Annotated in this window: 11 protein-coding genes and 2 rRNA genes; 6 read left to right on the top strand and 7 right to left on the bottom strand. The window is 63.3% G+C overall.

The features are described from left to right. Together JW958_11805 and JW958_11800 are read left to right on the top strand one after the other, a co-directional pair. A partial coding sequence (locus JW958_11805; protein ID MBN1826940.1) for a glutamate dehydrogenase occupies positions 1 to 768 on the top strand: 768 nt, incomplete at its 5' end. 308 nt (positions 769 to 1,076) lie between these two features. Further along, entirely contained in the window at positions 1,077 to 5,429 is a 4,353-nt protein-coding gene (locus tag JW958_11800) for a PQQ-binding-like beta-propeller repeat protein (protein MBN1826939.1), read from the top strand. A 135-nt stretch (positions 5,430 to 5,564) separates the two neighbouring features. Here the strand turns inward: JW958_11800 and JW958_11795 are convergent, their stop codons facing one another. The 5 genes from JW958_11795 to JW958_11775 all read right to left on the bottom strand — a co-directional run bounded on the left by JW958_11795 (position 5,565) and on the right by JW958_11775 (position 14,664). Beyond that, complete coding sequence (locus JW958_11795; protein ID MBN1826938.1) at positions 5,565 to 6,422, bottom strand: metallophosphoesterase; 858 nt, start codon at positions 6,420 to 6,422, stop codon at positions 5,565 to 5,567. A gap of 12 nt (positions 6,423 to 6,434) precedes the next feature. Next, positions 6,435 to 9,638: a nucleotidyltransferase domain-containing protein gene (locus tag JW958_11790; protein ID MBN1826937.1), complete on the bottom strand. Its 3,204-nt coding sequence runs from the start codon at positions 9,636 to 9,638 to the stop codon at positions 6,435 to 6,437. Then, positions 9,631 to 11,379 carry a hypothetical protein gene (locus JW958_11785; GenBank protein ID MBN1826936.1) on the bottom strand — a complete coding sequence of 583 codons (1,749 nt, stop codon included), beginning with the start codon at positions 11,377 to 11,379 and terminating at the stop codon, positions 9,631 to 9,633. Before JW958_11785 ends, JW958_11790 begins: the two co-directional genes overlap by 8 nt. Before the next feature lie 103 nt (positions 11,380 to 11,482). Continuing rightward, a complete protein-coding gene (locus tag JW958_11780) occupies positions 11,483 to 12,772 on the bottom strand; it encodes a Glu/Leu/Phe/Val dehydrogenase (protein ID MBN1826935.1) in 1,290 nt (429 codons plus the stop codon). A 398-nt stretch (positions 12,773 to 13,170) separates the two neighbouring features. After that, positions 13,171 to 14,664, bottom strand: a complete 1,494-nt coding sequence (locus tag JW958_11775) for a hypothetical protein (protein MBN1826934.1) — start codon at positions 14,662 to 14,664, stop codon at positions 13,171 to 13,173. 311 nt (positions 14,665 to 14,975) lie between these two features. On the opposite strand from JW958_11775, the gene typA reads away from it, so the two are divergent. The 4 genes from typA to JW958_11755 all read left to right on the top strand — a co-directional run bounded on the left by typA (position 14,976) and on the right by JW958_11755 (position 20,510). Continuing rightward, entirely contained in the window at positions 14,976 to 16,790 is a 1,815-nt protein-coding gene (gene typA / locus JW958_11770) for a translational GTPase TypA (protein ID MBN1826933.1), read from the top strand. A 176-nt stretch (positions 16,791 to 16,966) separates the two neighbouring features. Next, the gene (locus JW958_11765) at positions 16,967 to 17,419 is read left to right on the top strand and encodes a YaiI/YqxD family protein (protein ID MBN1826932.1); all 453 of its coding nucleotides are present in this window, start codon (positions 16,967 to 16,969) and stop codon (positions 17,417 to 17,419) included. Positions 17,420 to 17,857: 438 nt separating this feature from the next. Beyond that, on the top strand, positions 17,858 to 19,105 hold the full coding sequence (locus tag JW958_11760; protein MBN1826931.1) for a glycosyltransferase family 39 protein: 1,248 nt from the start codon (positions 17,858 to 17,860) through the stop codon (positions 19,103 to 19,105). Between the two features lie 346 nt (positions 19,106 to 19,451). Next, positions 19,452 to 20,510: an endonuclease gene (locus JW958_11755; protein MBN1826930.1), complete on the top strand. Its 1,059-nt coding sequence runs from the start codon at positions 19,452 to 19,454 to the stop codon at positions 20,508 to 20,510. Between the two features lie 498 nt (positions 20,511 to 21,008). On the opposite strand, the gene rrf is transcribed toward JW958_11755, so the two are convergent. Together rrf and JW958_11745 are read right to left on the bottom strand one after the other, a co-directional pair. Further along, positions 21,009 to 21,125, bottom strand: a 5S ribosomal RNA gene (gene rrf / locus JW958_11750). Between the two features lie 77 nt (positions 21,126 to 21,202). Continuing rightward, positions 21,203 to 21,562, bottom strand: a 23S ribosomal RNA gene (locus JW958_11745); the annotation flags it as partial.

Below are 21,562 nucleotides of genomic sequence, written 5' to 3'. Positions count from 1 at the left end.
TGGGGCGGCAGCCTCATCCGTCCCGAGGCGACCGGCTACGGCCAGGTTTACTTCGCCGAGGAGATGCTGAAGGCGAACGGCAAGAGCCTCGACGGCCTCACCTGCCTCATCTCCGGCAGCGGCAATGTGGCCCAGTACGCCACCGAGAAGGTCCTCGACCTGGGCGGCAAGGTGGTCACCTTCTCCGACTCGAGCGGCATGATCCACGATCCGGCCGGCATCGACCGTGAGAAGCTCGCCTGGCTCAAGGATCTCAAGAACGTGCGCCGCGGCCGCGTGAAAGAGTACGTCGGCCATTTCAAGGGCGCGACCTACGTGCCGGTCGATCCCAAGCTCGGCTACAACCCTCTCTGGGCGGTGAAGGCGGACGTGGCCCTTCCGGCGGCCACGCAGAACGAGATCAACGGCAAGGACGCCGAGAACCTCGTGAAGAACGGCGTCTTCTGCGTCTCCGAGGGCGCGAACATGCCGACCACGCCGGACGGCGTCGAGGTCTTCCTGAAGAACAAGGTCTACTACGGTCCCGGCAAGGCGGCCAACGCCGGCGGCGTCGCCACCAGCGGTCTCGAGATGTCGCAGAACAGCATGCGCCTCAGCTGGACCCGCGAGGAAGTGGACGCCAAACTGCACGGCATCATGAAGTCGATCCACAAGAACGCCCTGGAGACGGCTGAGCGTTTCGGCACCCCGGGCAATTACGTGAACGGCGCGAACATCGCCGGCTTCCTGAAGGTCGCCGACACGATGCTCGACCAGGGCGCCGTGTAACGCGCGTTCTTCGACTGCTTACGAACAAACGGCGGAGCGGCCCTACCGCTCCGCCGTTTCGCTTTTTTCGCGGCGGCGTTTTTCCGCGAACCCGCCGACGCACGGAAAACGAGGATCGACTTTCCCGGTCGCATTCTTTTTCAGCCCGACGATCAAATCCGCAACGCATATTTTTTCAATTGGTTGTGAATCCAAAACAACGGCGCGCGCCCGAGTAACGGGCGCCGCGTAACATCCGCGTAATGGCCCGGGCGGATACTCCATGCATGCGTACGGATGAGAAACACCTTTTCCCAAGGAGGCATGACATGAAGTTCCGAGCCATCTCGCTCACCCTGGCGGTCGCGGCGATGACCGCGGTTTCGGCGGGGGCGGCGACCCTCGACACTCCCCGTTCCGGACTACCCGGCGCCGATGAGCTGACGGAGTACGCGGCCTGGCGCTGGGACGCGGAAGCCGACGACGCCACCGCGACCGTCGCCGACGAGGACTACGAACCGGAACCGGTCGCCGGTTCGGCCTCCCTCCGTTTCGAGACCGACGGCTGCTTCGACACCCGGCTCTGGACCCCCGTGGACAGGGACGCCGACTGGGATCTGACCGAGACGGGAGGCCTGGCGGTCTCGATCTACGCCGAGAATTCCAACTGGAGTTTCCAGGACGGTTCGCCGTGGTTCCGCCTCTACACGACCGAGGATGATTACATCGAGCTGCACGCGACCGATGAATTCTTGAATGAAGCGGAGGGACAATGGGTCGCCTTCGCGATCCCGCTGGCGGGCGACTCTCTTTGGTCCCGCACCGAAGTCGGCGACTGCGATCTGGAACACATCGCCTGGCTCGAGATCCACGCCGACACCTGGGATTGCGGCTTCACGCTCTGGTTCGACAACCTCCGATTCACACCATCCGGATCTTCCGGTTTCTTTCCCAATGTGTACTGGAGCGGACTGGGCGGCGACATTTGGAACACCGCCTCCAGTCCCTTCGAAGTCGACCCCACCAATCCCTTCGCCGTTCTCTGGTCGTCCCCGTCCGAAGATGAAGGCGATCTGCACCGGCCCTCGGGCCTGGTTCTCGCCGACGTCGGGGCAAGCGAGATTCCCTACCTGTTCGGCAGCACCGGCTGGTGGCAAAACGGAGTCTACCGCCGGGAACGAGAGACGGGGGACTCTCCGGACTGGTCCGTCCCGACCGGAGAGAACGACTCCGGCACCGGCTTCCGCATCGCCCTCTCCCCCGACGGCTCCCGGCTGTACCACATCGACGCCGCCAACTGGATTCGCGCCTATCCGACCGAGGAGGATCCTTACGGCGAAGAACTCTGGAGCGCGGACGGGGAAAGCCTGAGCATCCGGAACGCCATCAAGGTCGGACCGGACGGCCTGATCTACGGGCACAGCGACGACGGCATGGCCTGGCCCGCGGTGGCGGCGCTGGACCCGGCGACGGGAGAACTCGTCTGGTGGCAGGATATCGCGCCGGGGACCATGCATTTCCCGGGAGCCTTCTGGCAAACCGAGGATTCGTACCGGTACGTGATCGCCGGTGCGGACGGCGTCCTCGCCTACGACATCGCGCAGGATCCCGAATCGGATCCTCTCTGGGAGTACATCGACTTCGAGGATGGCTACGCGCCGCCGACCATCGACCCGGCCACCGGCGACATCTACGTCTTCCGGTCGGACCGCCTTCTCAAGCTCGACGCGGACGGCCAGTTCCTTTGGAACAGCCCCACCGTCGATCCGGGCGAGATCGGCCGCTCCACCGGCGCCCTCTCCCGGGACGGCCAGACCTATTACTACCAGACCGGCTCGGATTCCTGCACGGGTAAACTGTACGCTTACCAAACGTCGGACGGCTCGGTCAAGTGGACGTATCCGACGGGAGCGCGCGTTCACTACGAACAAGGCGTCGGCGGTCCCATCGTCGCCTCCAACGGCATTGTGTTCGTCGCCAACGGCGCCACCGACGAGTGGGGCGCCGACAACCTTATCTTTTGCATCGAGGACTCGGCGGGGGTCGCGCCGGTCCTGCGCGGGACCTTCGATCTGCACGACTCCCCGGATTGCGGCGGCCCCTGGCTCGCCATCGGGCCCGGCGGCGTCCTCTATTTCGACGCCTGGGCCGCGCCCGACGATCCGATGATCTTCGCCTGCCAATCGCACGAGATCACCCTGCCCGTTCCGGATTTCCAGAGGGCGACGGCCCTCAACCAGAGGATCCTGATCCAGTGGGAGCCTCTCGACGATCCGGGCGAGGAATTCGCGTGCTACCGGATCTACCGCGACACGACCGCCTTCGGCTCGGTCGCCGGGATGACTCCTCTGGCCGAGGCGACGGACCCGGAAGAGAGCGAGTACATGGACGAGACGGCGGTGAACGGCGTTTCCTACTGGTACGCCGTCACGACCCGGTCCACCTCCGGGACCGAGGACCTGGAGACGACCGGAGTCGGCCCCCGCACACCGCGCGACGAAACGGACCTGCAGGTGGTCTGTCTGGCGCGCACGCCGCGCTTCCCGCGCTACGACGTCGGCTACACGGACTACGAGATCACCGAGCCGAGCGGTTTCGGACCTTACGCCTTCACGGCGGCGACCGGACTGGGCGGCGGGCAGACGCCCGAAACGCAGCGCTGGCCCGATCCGGGAGACCCGATCGAGTTCACGGCGACGATCCGCAACCGCGGCACCAACGACTTCAACGGCACGCTGACCGCCTTCTGGACGAACGACGGCTCCCCCGCGCAGACCGACGTGCGCGCCGTCGCCATGGCACCCGGCGACACCATCCAACTCGTTCTCCCGCTTACGGCCGACACGACGAACCACGAGATCGCCGTCGCACTGGAAAGCGCCGACGCGCGGCCCGAGAACGACACGCTGACCGCCTGGACGCGCAGCGTCCCGTTCCTTTCCTATGTCGATCAAACACGGATCGAGCAGTTCCGCGAGGAGACCGCGGGCTATCCCGAGGCCGAGACCGACGACTTCCTCGACTGGCTGAACCGGCACGCGGCGCGAATGAACGAGATGTTCGCCGAGAAGGATTCTCCCAAGCGCGTCCACTACGACGTTCTGGCGGTGCTCGACGACCCCGAGTACGATCCGGGCATCGATCGCATCCCCTTCGCGATCTTCCCCTTCCGCTTTTACGCGAACGAGGGGAGCCTCCGTCTGTCGGGCTATTACGACCCGGCCACGGACCTGGATCGGGGGCTGATCCACGAGATGAGCCACCAGCTCGGTCTGATCGACCTCTACCAGTTCAACCTCGGGAGCGGGGAGAACCAGGTGAGCGGCGAGGAATACGTCACCGTCGACGGCATGATGATGAACTGCTCTCCCTTCTATTCGGACCACAGCGCGCTCGCCATGACGCACTGGCAGAATTGCGCCCACGGTTACTATGGGCAGTACCTCTACTCGCTGCCGGAATCCGTTCGCCTCTACCTGGTCGGCACGGACGATCTGCCCCTGGCGGGCGCGACGGTAACCGTGTACCAGATGGCGGAGCGGCCCGGCCAGGGGAAGGTCATCACCGACCAGGTCAAGGCCCAGGGCGTGACCGACGCCGAGGGTTATTGGACCTTGCCCAACGTGGAGATCAGCGACTCCCTCGTTCCGCCGGCGCTCACCGGGGATGAGCTCCACGACAACCCCTTCGGTTACGTGGCGGTCGTCGGCACCAACGGCCTGCTGCTGATTCACGTGGAGAAGGACGGCTACGAGGACTACTGCTGGCTGGACATCGCCGAGGTGAACGTCGCCTACTGGCAGGGACAGACGGGCGTCGCCACCTTCGAGCGCCGGCTGATGCTCGGCGGGACCGTCGAGCATCTCTGGCCCGAGGACATGGCCGAAGAGAACGCGGAGAGCTGGACCGCCTGGGCCGAAGGGGCGACCGCCGCCGCCTTCGACGATCTCACCTTGAAGCACGTCGGCGAGGGATCGATCCGCATGGAGACCGACGGCGGGGGCGACACCTATCTGCGCTACCCCGGCGACCACCTCGCGAGCTGGGATCTGAGCGAGGCGACGGAACTGCGGTTGTGGTGCTACGCCGACAATCCGAGCCCCTACGGTTTCCAAGGGCCGAACCCCCTGATCCGTCTGATCGGCGAGGACGGCTATCTGGAGTTCAACCCGGAGGACAACCTGCTCGGCGCGGCCGAGGATCAGTGGGCGCAGTTCGTGATCCCTCTTTCCGGCGACGAGACGTGGATCCTCACGCAGGTCGGCACGGCGGATCTATCGGACATCCGCGCCCTGGAGATCCACGCCGACACCTGGGACAATGGTTTCACTCTCTGGGTGGACGGTGTCGGATTCTGGCCGCGGCCCGCGACCTCCGTGCCGAACGACGGAGCCGCTCCGCCGGCGCGCCTCGTGATGGCGCCGGCGATGCCCAACCCGTTCAACCCGTCGACGACGATCGCGTTCGAAGTGCCGCACAACGGACACGTGTCGCTGACCATCCACGATATTCGCGGACGGCGCGTGGCCAAGCTGGCGGACAAAGTCCTCCCCGCCGGCCGCCACCGGCTGGTCTGGAAGGGTCTCGACGACACGGGCCGCGCCGTCGCCAGCGGGGTTTACTTCGCTCGCATCGAACACGGAGGGAGGGCGATCGCCCGCAAACTGGTTCTGGTGAGATGAGGAAGAACGAAAGACTCCGGTAGAAATCGAAAAACCATCCCGGCATCCGGCGGATGACCGGTGGACGACGGCGGAGCGGCCCTACCGCTCCGCCGTTTCGCTTTTTTTCGCGGCGGCGCCGCGACTCCGCCCGCTCTACTCCCCCAGGATCTCTCGTGTCGCCGCGCCGGGATCGCCCGCGTCGAACCGGACGAGAGCCAATCCCGGTCCGTCGTGGCATCCGGAGAACGCCCATGTGCGGCCGATCCTCTCCCGCCAACGGCCGGTGAGCCTCGGCGCCTCGTGCACATGGCCGTGGAGCGTGGCGAGAGGCTGGCGCTCCTCGATGAAGCGCGCCATCGCCACGCTCCCGACGTGCACATCCACGGGAGCGTGGTCGACCATGCGCCCGTCCAAAGCGGCGCGATCCAGCGAGGAACCGTAGGGGGGCGCGTGAAAGAGAAAGATCGTCCGGTCCGGCGGCGCGTTTCCGACCAGACCATTCAGATCGGCGGCGATCGTTTCGAAGCGGGCGCGGCGGGGATCCACGGGAACGGACCGATAACCCTCCTCCGGCGACACGCAGCCGGGATCGACGTGCCGGGAAACGTCGTACTTTTCCCAATCCTTGCTCGGGAACGGGGTCGGCGGCACGCAGGAGTACCCCGTCACGAAAAGACCCCCGAAGGGGACGGTCCGATCGTGGACGTACTCCAAGAGGCCGTTTTCTTCGGCGCCGACCAACGTTTCCTCGAACGCGCGGGGATCGTCGTTTCCCAGAATCACGAAAAAGCGAAAGGGGCGGCCGGCCCCGCGCCGGAGACGCCGCAGTCCGGCGAAGAGATGTTCCTCGAGAAATCGATCACCGGCCGTGATGGGGCTGAGAAGATCGCCGCCGATAAAAACGGCGTCCGGTTGTTCCTTCTCGATCGCGCCGAGGAGAAGGGCATAACGACCCGTACGGCCGTGAAGGTCCGAAGTGAACAGACACTTCGCGGCGGATTCTCGTCTCACGCCCGCCTCCTTCTATGCGTCACGACTCGATCGCTTCCCCATCGGCAACTCCCGAGCCGAATCGGTCACGGCGCCGATTTTGACCGCATAGCTGGTTCGGGCGGCGATGTCCTCGTCGGTGACGAGATGCGCGTCGAGGAGACCCTCGCTTCGATAGCCCGTCCGCAGATAATTCATCTCCGCGAGACAGAGGCTCCACCCCTCCAACCAGGAAAGAAGCTCCAAGCGCCGCCCCTCTCCGCCGTGGAAATGGATCAGGAGGTCGATATCGCTCCCCGGACCGGCGGTCGCGTTTTTCGTGCTTCCGAACACGTACATCGCCTTCACGCCGAACCTTTCTCCGTCCATTTCCTCGGCGATCCGTTCGGCCATCTTCATCCGCCACTGCCAGTATTGAACCGGTTTCCGCGGAGTGTCGGAGCCCGTTCCGCTCTCCAGCTTTCCCCGGGGCCCCTCGGCGGGCGGAACGAGAAAGGCGACCGCCTCGTCCAGTTCGGCGTTTTGGAGAACGCGGAGTATGCGCCCTTCCGCCGCGGCGGGCACGTCGATCACGCGAACGGTATCGGCGAGGGCGGCGTGCTCGGGAACAAGCTCCGCGAGCAGGTTCGGGGATTTTCGGAGGAAGGTATCGTTGAAGATGACGCCGGGGTCATCGGGATAGAGCGGGAGATAACGGATACGGGATTCCACCAGATCCTGGAAGAAGTGGGTGCCGAAGGAGAGATCCGGCACATAGCTCCCCTTGCGGCGAGCGATCTCCACGAGCATCGCCGTGTTGTTGATGTCGGCGTATGTGACGCTGACGCCTAGTTTCAGATCTCCGCGACTCCCCCAACGGCCGGGCCCCATCAGGATAAACTGCCTTTTCGGAAGCACCTTGTTCAGGCGGCCGATGACGCGTCCCACGGAGAGAAGCTCCTGTTTCGTTTCCAGTCTGCCGTAACCCTCGGGATCCACGTAAACCAGGTGCGTGACGTCCGGCACGAATCCGTTCGAGACATAACGCGAAGCCGTGAAGAACACGTCCAGCTCCGGGATATCCTTCGGAATCGGCGCGGGCGCCGAGTCTCCGGCGTAGCTCTGAGGCCGACACTGAAGCAGGTAGAAATCGCGGCCGTCGTGCGCGAACTCCACGTCCACGGGCGTGCCGAGATGTTTTTGAAGCAGGCTCATGATGTTCCGCATATGCTTCAGAAAGGGGGTCCCGGTAAACAGCTCCTGGAAAGTGGCGGCCAGTTCGTCCTTCTCCGGATCGAACAGCACCCCCACCACTTTCTGCAGCATGTCGTCCCGCACGACGGAAAAGACGAGATCCATCGCCGGATAGGAGCGCCCGTACTCCTTCAGGAGCGAGGCGATGTCCACCGTCTCCCAGGTCCTCGTTTCCAGGTTGATCAGATCCACTTTGCGGGGCGCGTAGTGAATGATCTCGTTGATGGCGACATTCGCCCTCAGGTTGGGTTTTCCCGGGACCGCCAGAACCGGATAGTCGTCGGCGACTCGATCCACCGCCCGCGTCCCCAGCCCGGCGACGATCCGCACCAGCCCGTCCTCCCTCTTGATGCGAGGCGACCAACGGAACTCGTTGTTGCTGAATGCGACTCCCGCGAAGGCGGGAAGGTAGTAACGCCCGAGCCTCGATCCGACCACCTCCTGAACGAGGATGCCCATTTCTTCGTTGAATTCGAGCAGGCCGTGCTCGCGCCTGTACTCGATCGGATCGGGCCCGAATGTCGACGCGTACACCTCGGCGATGGCGTCCATCAGGGCGGCGAGCCGCTCTTCTTTCGTTCCCTGGTTCGCCAAAAAGAGACTCTTGTACTTGCCGGAAAAGGCGGTCCCGAGCCGGTCCTCGAGCAGGCTGGAACTGCGCACGATGAGCGGGGTTTCGCCGAAATCGTCGAGCGCCTGCGACAACCCGCTGATCACGCGAGGCGTGAAGGAGGAACTCTTGAACAGGCGGATGATGCTCGGATACTCGTTCCGCACATCGTCGATCTCCTTGAACTTCTGCTCGATCACGTCCTGGAGATCATTGTGCCCCACGAAATCCAAAAGACCGTCGGACGCGATGTACCAGGTCTTGGGGATCTTCACCTGCCCGATGGGGCAATCCTTCGATTGGGTGCGCTGTAACACCTTGTGGGCCAGAAGAAGCCCCGCCCCCTTCCCTCCCAGCTTGCCGTGGCTCTCCGGGGGCATGATCAGGCGTTGAATCAGATCGACGAAATCGGAGATCTCGACGAAATCCTTCGCCGTGCGGACGAAGTCGAGTTGCTCGGTCAACAGGCGTTGCGTCAGAGAGACGCGCAGGCTCTTGAGCGTCGAGGAGGGGAGCCCGGCGCCGTCGGAGATCAGCAGGTGGAAACGCCGGATGGCGTCCGCCAGTTCGGGAAGGGAGGTGCGCTGGCTGTTCAGGAGCTTGATGAAATAGCCGGCCTTGTCCTCCACCATCCACCGCTGCACGCGGGAGAGGATTTCGGCGCCGCTCAGGTGGCGGGCGGCCAACTCGAAAGGCTGGTCGCCGAGGAGGATGCGGATGTCCGGTTCCCAGCGGCGGCTGGGCACATTGCTCTCCCCCTCGACCGCGTCCGCATCGCCGCCGCCCGTCAAGGCGCCGCCGGACAGGAGCGTCCGCGCCTCCTCGACCCCGATGCGAGTCAAATGGTTGATCAGACGCCGGGCGACGCGGAGATAGGCGCTTCGGTCCGACTCGCGCAACAGGTGGATCGGCGCGCGCCAATCCTCTTTGGGGTCGTACGTTCCGGCCTGCCGGGCTTCGGTGATGTCGTGTTCCAGGTTCCTGAGCTTCTGAAACAGCAGGTAGTGGCTCAGCCTGTTGGCCACCGTGTCGACCAACCGTTCCTCTTCGGCGAGAAAGGGGCCCACGTCCTCCGGCGGCATCTCCTCCGTGTAGTAGATGGAGAGACGGCCGAGCCGCTCCCCCTGGATCTCCAACGGCGCCGACAAGACCCAGGGGGTCGGATGGAACGGTTCGGAATAATATTCGGTGTCTTCGCAGACAAGCAGGGCTCTGCAAACCTCGGGGTGCTGAAAACCGGGCGGCAGCGACTCGACCACCGCCTGGAGCACCACGTCCCGAGGGGCGTCGGACCGGCCGAGATGACTCTCGACCTCGTAAAGACAGTTCAGCTCTTTGGCCCGTTCCTGAAGATCGTCCAACAGCCGGTGATGGGGCCTGATCGGTTTATCCATCGTACTTCACCACCCCCCTGGCTTGACGACCGTCCACGATGATCCGGAGAGGCCGGACGGTTCGGACGTGCCTGACAAAATCCGTTTCCCGGATCGTCTCCTGGCGATCGAGCCACTTCCAGTCTACCCCATATCGACCGTGATGCGGCACCGACAGGTAAAGCACTTGAAAACCGATCAGGTTGTGGAAGAAATGCGATCCCTGGCTGAGATCGGGATTCATCTCGGGCAGCGAAGCCTCGACGATGGCGCGCGCGCCGGAAATTTGTCCCCACTCGACCGGCGTGCCGAGCCAAGGCTCGGAGGAGCCCCATCGCCCGAATCCGACGAGCAGGTAGGGCTTCTCTTCCTCGATCAGCGCCTGGTTGATCCCCTCGAGTTCCCGGGCGATGACCGGCGTGTTCCGCGCTTCGAAAACCTCCGGCTTCACGTAGACCACATCGCGAATGTCCTCACGCATCCCGTTTCCCAGGGACAGCTCCGAAGCCAGCAACACATTCGGCCCATCCAGATCTTCCGGCGCCAGATCGACACCGCCCCGGCTCACCATCATCGGCCGCACCTGCAGGAAACCGAACCGGGCGCGGGATCGATCGTCCCCGGGAAGGGTCACGGCGAACTCGATCTCCACCGGATCCTTCACGACCTCTTCGGCGACGGCCAGGAGGCGGCGGATCAGGTCATTCAGGGGATAGGCGTCCGAAGAGAGAAGAGGGGCGAAGTCGAGCACCCGCGGGCCGGACGTTCCCGTCCCGGGACGCAGGCGATCCGAACGCGCGTCGTATGTGGAAACGAGACTCTCCAGCACGCCCTCCCTCTCCGCCGACGCGAGGTCCCCCTGGACCAGATACTCCGTCTCGCGGATCGGATCGGGCAGGGGCGGTTTCCCCATGTGCACGGCCCAGTATCCGGTTTGCGTGTTCCGTAGCAGGTCTCCGATACCGTTAAAAGGGGCCGGCGCCTTCGGGTAGGCGGGAGAATAGGTCCAGGAGAGACCCCCGTCCACGATCTGCTTGCCCAGGCCGAGGGCGAGATTGACCACGCCGTCCTCGGGCCGGGCGTGCCCCGTGGCGTAGTAGGAGTAGGAGCGAGCGACCCCGGAAAGATGGGGATAGAAGCGATCTTCCCGGCGATGGCCGACGACTTCCTGCACGATCACGGCCATCTTCTCGTCCCGGGGAGAACGATCGATCGAACGGAGATAACTGCGCGCCTGACGGAACAGGGTCGAGGCGTACACGTATTTCACCGCTTCGACAAGGCGCCGGAAACGGGTCTCCACGTCCGTCTGGTTGTTCGGGGTCATCTTCGTCGCGTACACGCCCGCAAGCGGGTGCCGGAGCGCGTCTTCCAACAGGCTGGAAGAGCGCACGGCCAAAGGCGTGTGCACCCGTTCCACGACGGCCCACAAATCACCGACGAACTCGGCGGGGAGGTCCGCATTCTGCAACCGGTGCGCGATGCGGTCGTCGGGCAGCTCGATCAGCTCCTTCAGGTCGAGCCGGTTTCGTTCGAAAAAGGAATCGTACAGATCGGTGGTCAGAACGGTCAGGGTCGGTACGTTGATTTCGAAACGGGGAAACTCCGCCGGGTCGACGGCGGACAGGATCTTCTCGCGGATCAGGCGAAGCCCGGAGGCTTTCCCTCCGATCTCGCCCTCACCGATTCGCGTAAAAGTCTCCTCTCCGTCGAAAAAGCGGCGCTCGAATTCGGGCAGGTCGCCGCGGCCTTTCCCGCCCATGACCTCCTCCCTTCATGCTTCCCGTTGTCCCCCCGGATGCGCCTCTCCCCGGTTCCCGGGAAACCGGGGAGAGAGCGCCGGCGCTCGGGCTTCCGCGGCCCCTTTAGATCCAGCCGCGGTCGCGGCAAGCCTGCGCTACGCGGTTCACCGCCAAAACGTAGGCGGCGTCCCGCATGTAGAGATTCTGCTTCGTCGCCACTTCGCTGACCGCCAGGAAGGCGCTCGTCATCTTGTGATCCAGACGGGCGAGGACGTCGTCCTCGGCCCAATAGTAGTTCATGTTGCTCTGGACCTGCTCGAAATAGCTGCATGTGACGCCGCCGGCGTTGGCCAGGAAATCGGGGATGAGGAAAATCCCGCGTTTCTGAATCACCGCGTCCGCCTCCGGAGTGGTCGGGCCGTTGGCTCCTTCGGCGATAACCTTGACGCGCTTGCTGATGGAACCCACGTTTTCCGCGGTGATCTGATTCTCGAGGGCGCAGGGGAACAGGATATCCACGTCCTGGGTCAGCCAGGCGTCCGCGTCAAGCACCTCGTATCCGAGATCGCGCGCCTTCCCTTTGTCGATTCCGCCGAAGCGGTCGGTGATGGACAGCAGTTGGTCGAGGTCGATCCCGTCTTCTTTCCGGAAGCTATAGGAAACCTGATCCTCCTGATCCCAGCAGGAAACGCACTTCACCGTTCCGCCGATCTGCTGGTAGAGCCTGGCCGCGAACTGCGACACGTTGCCGAAGCCCTGCATGCTCGCCGTCGTGTCCGCCGGCCGGACATCGAGCTGCTTGAGCGCTTCCCGGAGCGTGTAGACCACGCCGTAGCCGGTGGCCTCCTTCCGTCCGAGCGAACCACCCATACCGACCGGCTTTCCGGTGATGAGGCCCGGGTAATGTCCCCCGTTGATGCGCTCGTACTCGTCGAGCATCCAGAGCATGTGTTGCTTGGTCGTCATCACATCGGGCGCGGGCACGTCCGAGACGGGCCCCACGTTACGGGCGATCTGGCGCACCCAGCCGCGGCAGATCTGTTCTTGTTCGCGGGCGCTCAGGTTGTGGGGGTCGCAGATCACACCGCCCTTGCCGCCGCCCAACGGAATGTCGGCGACCGCGCACTTCCAGGTCATCCACATCGACAGGGCGCGAACGGTGTCGATCGTTTCCTGCGGGTGGAAGCGAATGCCGCCCTTGCAGGGACCCCGGGCGTCGTTGTGTTGACAACGAAAACCCTGAAAGACCTGGGGCGTCCCGTCATCCATCCGGATCGGAATCAGGAAGTGATATTCACGCAGAGGCGAGCGAAGAAGGTCGCGCGTCGCCCGGTCGAGACCGATCATGTCCGCGGTTTTGTCGAACTGGGCTCGAGCCATTTCGAACGCGTTGAATGATCCCTTGGCAGCCATCGGTATTCCCTTTCCTACGGAATTCAATAGTTCGTACATGCCGGATACCGTGCCGGGGTATCAACCGGGGGGCAAAAAAGAAAGGCGATCCGCCGGAACGCGAAATCCGCCCCGAACGTCAACCGCCCTCGCTCGCCCATCAGTATAATGCCGCCGATGGGAGACGGCAAGCCTCGGCGGTCTTATTCCGGCAAAAGAAAACGAGGGGCGTGTTCTCCCGGCCATCCGATCCATGCATCCTTTTCCCCCGAAAACCGCCCGCGGAGAGCACGGAGGATCCTTGCGGGCAACCAACGTAATATCAACAGATTACGTGCAACTACATCCGGCGTGATGATGGCCGAACCGTTGCGGGACGACCGATCGTCAGGGAGAAAGACCGATCCCGCCGAAGAGCCTCAGCCAGCGGAGGGCCGCCGGATGATCCCCCGGCCGGCCCGCCCGTCGATGCGGACGCGGAGCGGTTCGGCGAGTGTGATGTGCCGGACGAAAGCGCCCTCCCACTCGGTGGAGGCGCTTTGCAACCAATCCCAATCGATGCGGTCCCCCGGCTTGCGAAGGCTGATGTGCATCGCGCCGATCCCGTGGAAGGTGAGTTCACGGAAGAAGTGCGTGCCCCGCGAGGACTCGACGTTGAAATCCTCGAGGCCCGCCTCGACCTGGACTCGGGCGCGGGAGACCTGCTCCCAGGAGACGGGGATCCCGAGCCAGCGATCGGTGGTCCCCCAGCGGCCGGAACCGATGAGCACGTAGGGGCGCTCTTCCCGGGCGAGGCGGTCGTTGCGCTCCCCCACCTCGCAAGCGATCTCGTGGGAGCGGGAGACGTCGAAACGGTCGGGACAGACGCAGAGGATATCCCGGAGGCCCGTGAAAAGACCGTGCCCCAGCGTGGCGGTGGAGGAGCAGAGGACATCCGCGGCCGCGGCGTCCCCCTCGATCGTTTCGGTCGTCCCCCCGCCGGCGTCTTCGTCCAAAGGACCGATCCCCTCGACGATGAATCGGTGCCTCTCCCCCTTTCGCGGGTCGCGCAGATCCACCGCGAACTCGATCGCGAGAGGCTCCGGGGCGGCGGCCCCGAAAAGATCCAGGAGGGCTCGCATCAGCTTGGCGAGCGGGAATGCGCCCCCCCGGAGCATGGGGGCGAAAGTGACCAGGCGGATCCCCTCCCGGTGGACGCCGGGGTAGACCATGCGGTTCTCCCGGGAGTAGATCCCCCCCACCGGGGCGAGGGCGCCGTCCCGATAGGCCGCCTCCAGATCGAACCGGGCGGATCCTCCGGGCGCCGCAGCCTCCACGCCGCCGGAGAGGTCGACGGCGGCGAACTTCCTCTGCGAGTTCCTCAAAATGTCCTCGGGAGTGGAGAAATCGGGCATCAGATCCGGGTGGGCCGGGGAGAAGCGGAGCGCGTCCATGGAGGCGCGGTTTCCCACGCCCAAGCCGAGCCGGACGTAGGCGATCCCCTCCTCCGGTTTCATATAGGAAATCGGGTAGACATTCTCGCTCCGAAGAACGCCGGACAGATTCGGGTAGAACCGCCCCCCCCGATCGGAGCCGGCGATCTCCCGGACGAGCGCCTGTTCGGCGGGATCGACGTCGCCCTCCCCGCGGAGCGCCTCGATCGCCTCCGTCAGGCGAGCCGGCAACGCGCCCCGGTCTTCGTCCCGGTTGGGCAGTATCCTCTCCCCCCCGCCCAGGGTGACGCGAAGAGGGGAGCGGATCGGGGCGAGTTCTTCCGCGGCGCCGGCGGCGCCCCCAGCCCGGACTTCGACCATCCGTGGAATGCCGCAATCGACGTCGGGGAACTCCGTGGCGAGAGAAGACCCTTTCAGGATCTCCTTCGCCCATCGGAGGCGGGCCGCCTCACCAATCGATTTTTCCCACGGCGCGACCATATTCTCTTCCTCCGGCCTTTCCGAGGTCACGACGGCGCATTCCGCCGGAACGAAGTCCGGATCGCCCCCGCACCCGAAATGTACCACCCCCCCCTCTCCATCTCCAGAAGACGAATGGGGGAAAGCGGAGGGAGGCCGGCATCCCCCCCGGGACCGGATTATGTTCCACGGGGGGAGGGCGCCCGGCAACCGTGCGGCCCGCGGAGAAACGCGGCGCCGGAAACGTCTCGGCTTTTCGTCGCGGTGTCGCCCGTTCCTTACTGCTATACTCGCTCGTCTTTCGGAATCGGTTTTCGCAGGAGAAGGGATTCATGGAGATTCGGAACGTGGCGATCATCGCCCATGTGGATCATGGGAAGACGACCCTGGTGGACCAGATCCTCCGGCAGTGCCACGTGTTCCGCACCGGACAGGAGGTTCGGGAACGTTTTCTGGACTCCGGCGATCTGGAGCGGGAGCGGGGGATCACCATCACCGCCAAGAATTTCTCGATCATCCATAAAGGGGTGCGTATCAATCTGATCGACACCCCGGGGCACGCCGATTTCGGGGGCGAGGTGGAGCGCGTTCTCAAAATGGCCGACGGGGTCCTGCTTTTGGTGGACGCCTTCGAAGGTCCCATGCCGCAAACGCGTTTCGTCCTACAGAAAGCCCTGCAACTCAACCTGAAACCGGTGGTCGTCATCAACAAGGTGGATCGTCCCCAGTCGCGCCCCCATGAGGTCTTGGACGAGATCTTCAATCTCTTCATCGAACTGGAGGCCACCGACGAGCAGCTCGATTTCCGGGGTGTGTACGCCGCCGGCCGCGACGGCTGGGCGGTGGGCGAACTGAATGAAGAACGGCGGGACTTGGGCCCGCTTCTGGACATGATCGTCGAACACGTTCCACCTCCCCGCGTCCAGGAAGGGCCGGTGCAGATGCTCATCGCCGCGGTGGACCACAACGACTACGTGGGGCGGATCGGCATCGGCCGCGTTCTGCGGGGCACCCTCCGCGCGGACGATCGGGTCGTCCTGATCAAGAGGGACGGCAGCTGCGTCAACGACATCGTGAAACAGCTCTTCCTGTTCGACAACCTCGGCAGGCGGGACGTCGACGAGGTCGTCTGCGGGGATATCTGCGCCGTCGTCGGCTTGGAGGGGGTGGACATCGGCGACACACTGGCCGATCGGGAGCACCCCGAGCCCCTCCCCCTGATCGCCGTGGACGAGCCCACCCTGACGATGAATTTCATGGTCAACAACAGCCCCTTCTTCGGGCAGGACGGCCGGTTCGTCACCAGCCGCCAACTGCGCGAACGCCTCCTTCGCGAGCAGGATCGGGACGTGGCCCTGCGCGTGGAGGACACGACGAGCCCCGACACGTTCAAGGTCAGCGGCCGCGGCATCCTGCACCTGTCGATTCTCATGGAGAACATGCGCCGCCAGGGTTTCGAGTTCCTGGTCGGCCAGCCGCGCGTCATTTACAAGGAGATCGGCGGTCGCAAGGCGGAGCCGGTGGAAACACTGGCCGTGGGCGTGCCGAACGAGCACGCGGGCGCGATCATCGAATACGCCGCCTCGCGCAAGGGCGAACTCGTGAAGATGGAGCAGGGAGAGACCCACTGCCGCCTGGAGTTCCGGATCCCCAGCCGCGGTCTCATCGGCTTTCGGAGCAAAATGATGCGGGTCACGGGCGGCGAGATCGACATGCACCACCGGTTTTTCCAGTACGAGTTCTTCAAGGGAGGGCTGCCGCAGAGGGTGAACGGCAGCATCATCAGCATGGCCGAGGGAACGGCGGTGGCTTTCGCTCTGGACGCCCTGCAGGACCGCGGCCGCTTTTTCGTCGAACCGGGCGACCGACTCTACGCGGGGCAGATCATCGGGGAGCGCGCCAAGGAGGGAGATCTCGTCGTCAACGCCCAGAAGGCCAAGCAGCTGACGAACCTCCGCGCGGCCGGAGCGGACCGGAAGATGCGGATCGCCCCGGCGGTGAAGATGAGCCTCGAAGAATCCCTCGAGTATCTCAGCCCCGACGAGTACGTCGAGGTGACCCCCCATCACATCCGGCTTCGCAAATCCATTCTGAGCGAAAACGAACGGAAAAAAGCCTTAAAACGGATGGGGACGGCGGGCGCCTGAATGACGGACGCGCCGCCCGAGGGGATTCCGCGCCTCGAACCGCCAGGGATCGGACGGCGGGGCCCGAGCGCGGATTCTCCTTGATCCGGCGGCTCCCCGAACGCGATGCTCTCTACGGCGCCGAGGGGGATGGCTCCACGATCCGCGTTCCATTCCGATCCGCGCGAGGGATCCCTATGCCGGACATCTACATCGACGCCGACGGCTGCCCCATGAAACAGGAAACGTACCGGGTGGCGAAGCGCTACGGCCTCAAAGTGGTCCTGGTGGCGAACTCCCGGATGCGCTTTCCGGGAGGCGATTCGATCGAACTGGTCCTCGTCGACGATGGTTTGGATGCGGCGGATGATTGGATCGCCGAGCACGTCACCGATACGGACATCGTCATCACGGGCGATATCCCGCTCGCGGCGCGGTGCATCAAGAAGGGGGCGGGAGTTCTCGGCATACGGGGACACCCGTTCACGGAGGACTCCATAGGCGAAGCCCTCGCGAGCCGGGAACTCCTCTCCCACCTTCGGGAAATCGGCGCCGTCACGGGAGGCCCCCCGGTCCTCTGCAAGAAAGACCGATCCCGTTTCCTCGAGAGCCTGGACAACATGATTCAAAACAGGCTTCGGGAAAAATAGCGGAGCGATTTCCACCGTTCCGGGGCATGGGAAAGGATCACTGAACACCGGCGGAGAAGCCCGGTACGGTGAACGGGGACGAGCCGCCCGGAGCCGGATCGATTCGGACACGAATCCCATCAATGGTTGAACGGTTCACGGGATTGGGTTGTTCATAACATCCGTCTTTGGTAAGCTTGATGTGATGGTCAATTCGAGGGAAAGCTACAGCTTCGATTTCCCTCTCCTTGTCGAGCTTGCGAGTATATAGGCGTCACCAAGACGAAACATGTCACCCATGCAAAAATCCGATGCTCGTTTCTTGGCGTCTCTGATTCTCCTCGCGATCTTCGCCAGAGCGGCGTTTTTCTTGGGGGGGGGGGGGTACTTCCACTACAGGGCGCCGACAGCCATTCCTACTACGCGTTGGCACTGAATTTCGCTCATGGGAAAGGGCTGGTGTATGTAGACAACGGCGCGCCGGATCTGGTTCTCGCTTCGTTTCGCCCTCCGCTGTACCCGTTTTTCGCGGGAGTCATCTTCAAAATATTCGGTGATCATCCATCAGCCGTAGTGATCGCTCAACATTTATTCGGTGTGTTGTCCATCGTGATCTTGTTCGCCGCGGCGAAGTCGCTCTTCAACGAAGCCGTAGCCAGATGGGCGGGCGCATTGGGGACAGCGTATTGGGTGTCGATGTATTGGGAGAGTCAGCTCTACACCGAATCGCTCTTCTGCTTTCTTTTCCTACTGGCGAACTATTTCGTGATCACGGCGGCGTTGAAGCATGGTTGGAAGGGCGTCTCACGGCGTGCCTTTATGGGCGGGATATTTTATGGACTTGCGGTCCTGTGCCGTCCCGCGGCCGTGCTGGCCCTGCCGTTGGTCGTGGGATGGATCGTCGTCCTCCGAGCTAAAAACGACAGAAGGGCGCTGATCCCGGCGGCATGGATTCTGGGAGGCTGGATCCTGATCATGCTTCCGTGGTGGACTCGTAACTACATCGTTCACGGATCGTTCGTTCCTTTCGTAACATCTGGCGGACTTAATTTCTGGGGGGGGAATCACGCTGCCGGTGCCGCAAAGGGAATCCCCGCCGCATGGGAGATTATGAAAGAGAACCCGGACGGACTCTCCGAGTTGGAGATGGACCGGTGGTTCTACCGTGACGCTTTGGATGCGCTGATCGCAAACCCAAACCGGTTCCCGGTTGCTCTGAAAAATAAGATCCTCGCCTACTGGTGGCCTTTGCAGCGGGACATCTATCAGGTTCCTTTCCGCCTGCTGTTTCCCTTCTTCCTGATCGGGCTGGGAGCCTCCATCCGCTGTTTCCGTAAGTCCTCCGTGTTGTACCTGCTCATCCTGTCTCAGTGCGCCGTGTCGGTCCTCTATAACGCCCACAGCCGTTATCGTTACTCCATCGATTTCTATTTACTCATGATCGCCGCCGTCGGCTGCGTCGGGTTGATGAACGCTGCGCCCACCCGGCGCAAGTGGGCGAGTCCCCTGTCCGGCCTGATCATCCTCGGCTTGGGACTCCTCTTCTGGGCGATGGAACGTCATGCACTACCGCTCATCCGGCTCTGGCACCTCATCCCCGCTGCCCTCGCACTCGTTGCTCTCGGGTACCTCCGGACCCATCACCTATCTCCTTGCGCGCCCGCGGTCGACCAACGAGTTCTCCTGCCCGACGATCCCCCTGCCTAGCAAGAAACCGCACTGAATAGAACAGGATCACCCCGTCTCCTTTTCCAACAACCGGGAGCACCGCACCCATGAGTTCCGGCCGGGGCGTTCGGGGGCGGAAACGAACCATTAAAAGTGGTATAATCAGGAGAAGCCGATGTCCAGTCCCCCTAAAGCCGGTATTTCACTCATCCGTTCCGGCGCGAGTCGGGGGGTTCATTTCCAAAAATCCGGGGGTGTTTCCTTGTTGATATCGTCCATTTTTTCTCGCGTTTTACGTCATTCAGCCATTCTGTCCCTTCTCTTCTTGCTCGTCTACTCGGGAGAGGCGACGGCCGATCCTCCGCCCGGTTATTACGATACCGTGGTGACATCCACTCCGGAGAGCCTGCGCGCCACCGTGCACGCCGTCATCGACGGCCACACCAAGATCCCCTACACCTCCTCGTCCACGGACACCTGGGACGTGCTGGACGCGGCCGACGAGGACCCGCTGGATTCCACCCACGTGCTGGATCTCTACAGAAACCGGAGCTATCTGAAGTACGGGGGAGGCAACTCCTACTACAACCGGGAGCACGTCTGGCCCAACAGCTACGGCTTTCCGGACGACGGCTCCACCAACAAGCCATACACGGACTGCCACCATCTGTTCGACTGTTATATCGGATACAACGAAACCCGCGGCAACCGCATCTTCGACGCCTGTTCGACATTGTGCCAAACCTACACCGTGGACGACTACAACGGCGAGAGCGGGGCGAACTACAGCAGGAACACCTCGCCCGTCGGTATCTGGGAAACCTGGGAAGGGCGGCGCGGCGACGTGGCGCGGGCGATGTTCTACATGGACGTGCGGTACGAGGGCGATTCCGGCGAGCCCGATCTGATCCTGACCAACGACGTCGATTCGATCCTCGCTTCCTCGACGGGAAACAACGAATCGGTCGCCTACATGGGGCTATTGGACATCCTGCTCCAATGGCACGAGGACGACCCCGTGGACGACAAGGAGCGATCCCGCAACGACGTGGTGTATTCGTACCAGGGGAACCGCAATCCCTTCATCGATCACCCGGAATGGGTCGCCGGCATCTTCATCGAGGGGACGACCGATATCGCGCCCGGCGGGCCGCCCGAGGCGGCGCGAAAGGCGTGGATCACCGCGGTTTCGCCGAACCCGTTCAACCCCAGAACCAACGTCCTCTTCTCCCTCGCCGATCCGGGGCATGTGCGGTTGGACGTGTACTCCGTGTCCGGCAAGCTCGTTCGAACCCTCCTGAGCGGACACCGCGCGTCCGGAGAACACAGCGTGTTCTGGGACGGAACGAACGGGGCGGGAGAGTCCGTGGCGAGCGGCGTCTACTTCTGCCTTCTCCGTTCCGACGGCGGCGCCGACACGCGCAAACTGGTTCTCGTAAGGTAGCGCGGACATATCCGTACTTTCACACGAAGGGGAGGGCTCCATGAGGTCCCTCCCCTTTCCTTGTCCTGATGATCCGCACCTTGGACAGAGCGCGAAGAGAACAAGGCAACGGCCGCGAGCTAAACAGCGCTCTCGATGAAGAAGGATCGGATCCGAGGAACCACCGGAAGAAAGTGCGAAAGATTCTGGACACTACCCTCGGCCATGCTTTCCCGCGGTTTCGAGGTGGAGCCGTCACGAGGTCCTGACACGTGCGCTCTCGGCCATGCTTTCCCGCGGTTCGGGGACGCGTTCGTCTCGAGGAATCGGGATGGGAGGCGAGAAGCCGCTTTGGACGAGCACCCGGCCGGAATCGTAGCCTGAGCTACGATGAGGACGGGTGCGACGGAAAAGCGGCTTCGCAGCCCGCGACCCGATTCCGCAGTAGAACGCGTTCCCGAATCGCGGGGAAAAAGAAGGAGCCCGTCGCCTTTCGACAACGGGCCCTTCAAATATAATCCCCGGCGACGTCCTACTCTCCCACAAGGTCGCCCAAGTAGTACCATCGGCGCAGGAGGTCTTAACGACCGTGTTCGGAATGGAAACGGGTGTGACTCCTCCGCTATCGCCACCGAGAATTATTTATCTGTTTGATAATCGAACGCGATTTTGGTAAGGCGCCTTCTTCCGGAAGGAGACGATCCGAAAAATCAAGGATCAAGCCTCACGGCCTATTAGTACCAGTCGGCTGAACGGCTTGCACCGCTTACACCTCTGGCCTATCAACCTCGTAGTCTACAAGGGGCCTTTAGGTACCGAAGTACGGGACATCTTATCTTGGGGTGGGCTTCGCGCTTAGATGCTTTCAGCGCTTATCCCTTCCGAACATAGCTACCCAGCCATGCCGTTGGCACGACAACTGGTGCACTAGAGGTTCGTCCAACCCGGTCCTCTCGTACTAGAGTCAGCTCCCCTCAAATGTCCTGCGCCCACGACGGATAGGGACCGAACTGTCTCACGACGTTCTAAACCCAGCTCGCGTACCGCTTTAATTGGCGAACAGCCAAACCCTT

This window comes from Candidatus Eisenbacteria bacterium (assembly GCA_016930695.1).
Classification (GTDB): domain Bacteria; phylum Orphanbacterota; class Orphanbacteria; order Orphanbacterales; family Orphanbacteraceae; genus JAFGGD01.
This window is presented reverse-complemented; position numbering and strand designations above follow the sequence as displayed.

Excerpts from the sequence above, each read along its gene's own strand:
- JW958_11790 (MBN1826937.1), bottom strand. The coding sequence starts at position 9,638 with ATGGATAAACCGATCAGGCCCCATCACCGGCTGTTGGACGATCTTCAG.
- JW958_11775 (MBN1826934.1), bottom strand. The coding sequence starts at position 14,664 with ATGGTCGCGCCGTGGGAAAAATCGATTGGTGAGGCGGCCCGCCTCCGA.
- JW958_11785 (MBN1826936.1), bottom strand. The coding sequence starts at position 11,379 with ATGGGCGGGAAAGGCCGCGGCGACCTGCCCGAATTCGAGCGCCGCTTT.
- JW958_11780 (MBN1826935.1), bottom strand. The coding sequence starts at position 12,772 with ATGGCTGCCAAGGGATCATTCAACGCGTTCGAAATGGCTCGAGCCCAG.
- typA (MBN1826933.1), top strand. The coding sequence starts at position 14,976 with ATGGAGATTCGGAACGTGGCGATCATCGCCCATGTGGATCATGGGAAG.
- JW958_11765 (MBN1826932.1), top strand. The coding sequence starts at position 16,967 with ATGCCGGACATCTACATCGACGCCGACGGCTGCCCCATGAAACAGGAA.
- JW958_11800 (MBN1826939.1), top strand. The coding sequence starts at position 1,077 with ATGAAGTTCCGAGCCATCTCGCTCACCCTGGCGGTCGCGGCGATGACC.